Genomic DNA, 487 nt, shown 5'->3' on the forward strand with positions numbered 1-487 from the left:
CCCGTCCAGAACAGAAGAGATAAAAAACTGCCCTCTCTGGCCCGGGTTGGGGTTGCTGAAAATAAAATAACCGTCCAGCGTGGTTATGGTATTCGCCCCGGGGAAAGAGTCGTCCGTTATCTCCCGCAGGCCCTCCGCAGGTGTGAAGATGTAGCCCTTTTGCCCGGCGACTATGCAAAGCTGCTGCCCGTTATCGGCCATATCAACACGCCCGGAGCCGCCGATTGTGCCTATGTGCTCCGAGTACGCATATTCTGACAAGCGAAATAAAGCGTTATCAATAACTCCGTATAATTTCCCGTCTGCTGGCGTTCGGTGGAGGCCGCGAACCCTCTTGCCCCTACTGATAAATTCCGCCAGACCGGGGCAACCGTGCAGCACAACGGAGGACCTTGAGCCATCGGGGGCCACCTCCGGGTACATATTGACAAGGCGCTCTGCGGTCAGGGGAACAGAGCGCCCCTGGCCAACTTTGGATGCAATGGGA

Annotated in this window: 1 protein-coding gene; it reads right to left on the reverse strand. The window is 56.7% G+C overall.

What is annotated here, in order from left to right; all coding sequences use genetic code 11:
• The coding region (locus Q5Y71_RS17180; RefSeq protein ID WP_306043289.1) for a hypothetical protein at window positions 1-487 on the reverse strand (487 nt) is incomplete at both ends.

The organism is Microbulbifer sp. 2205BS26-8 (assembly GCF_030731025.1).
In the GTDB taxonomy this organism is placed as follows: Bacteria; Pseudomonadota; Gammaproteobacteria; order Pseudomonadales; family Cellvibrionaceae; genus Microbulbifer; species Microbulbifer spongiae.